Here is a 1,251-nt window from a genome sequence, read left to right on the forward strand (position 1 = left end):
CACGAAAAACGCATGAGTAAATAAATTGTGAACATGCCCCTTTTCTGGTAAAATTAAAAGAAAAGGGGCGTTGGTATATGCAGGAATTATTAGATTGGCTGGAATACATAGAAGATGATCGCCAGCAAAGAAAAATTCGTCACACATTAAAAGATATTCTTGTTATTGTGTTGTTCGCAACGTTAGCGAATGCGGATGACTGGGTAGAAATGGCATTGTTTGCGGAAAATTATCAGGACTATCTTCGTAAGTATATCGAGTTAAAGAACGGGATTCCATCCCATGATACGATCAGACGTGTTATGGGGATGATATCACCAGAAATCTTACAACAACTCTATGGAAAATGGCAGGACCGATTAAATCAGGATGATGGAGAGCTGCTGAAAAAAATCATCTGTATTGATGGAAAAACCATGCGTTCCAATAAAAGGGGAGCTGGAAAGGCAGCTCACATTGTATCCGCGTGGAGTAAAGAGGATGGTTTTTGTCTTGGACAAAAAGCTGTTGAAGAAAAAAGCAATGAAATCGTAGTGATTCCAGAATTGTTGGATAAGATCCAGATAAAAGGCCAGACCGTAACGATTGATGCAATGGGAACACAGACTGCAATAGCGGAAAAAATAAAGAAAAAACGGGCAGATTATGTTCTTGCATTGAAGAGAAATCAAAACAGCCTGTATGAGGATGTGCAGGAATACTTTTCGGATGAAGAGTTTCAAAAAAGAATCCGTGCGAGCGGTAATTACAAAAAGACACAGGAAAAGGCACATGGTCAGGTTGAAATAAGGGAGTATTATCAAACAGAAGATATTAAATGGTTAAGTCAGAAAAAGAACTGGAAAGGGCTGTCCAGTATCGTGATGGAAAAGAAAACGATAGAGAAGGATGGAAAGAGAAGGATAGAGTATCGTTATTTTATCAGTAGTTTAAAGGCAGATATAGAGCAGATCAGTCGTGCAGTCAGAGGACATTGGAGTATAGAAAGTATGCACTGGCATTTGGATGTAACATTCCGGGAAGATGCAAACACAACGTTAGATAAAATGGCAGCACAAAATTTGAATATCATAAGAAAATGGAGCCTAAGTATTTTGAAGCCGGCACAAATGACAAGGCATAAGTTGTCGATGAGAAAGAAAAGGTTCGTAGTTAGCATGCGTCCAATTCAGTATCTGGAAGAACTTTTAGAAGCTTAAAAATAGCTGAAAACAGAATTGGTGGTAGACAATCATTCATGCGTTTGTCGTG

The 1,251-nt window shown here is 38.7% G+C and carries 1 protein-coding gene; it reads left to right on the top strand.

Annotation, left to right across the window (positions count from 1 at the left end; genetic code table 11):
• Positions 1 to 77: 77 nt before the first annotated feature.
• Entirely contained in the window at positions 78 to 1,199 is a 1,122-nt protein-coding gene (locus DXA87_RS17730) for an ISAs1 family transposase (RefSeq protein WP_009259881.1), read from the top strand.
• Positions 1,200 to 1,251 lie beyond the last annotated feature (52 nt).

Origin of the sequence: Desulfotomaculum sp. OF05-3, from assembly GCF_003435535.1 — a bacterium.
GTDB classification, from domain to species: Bacteria; Bacillota; Clostridia; order Lachnospirales; family Lachnospiraceae; genus Pilosibacter; species Pilosibacter fragilis.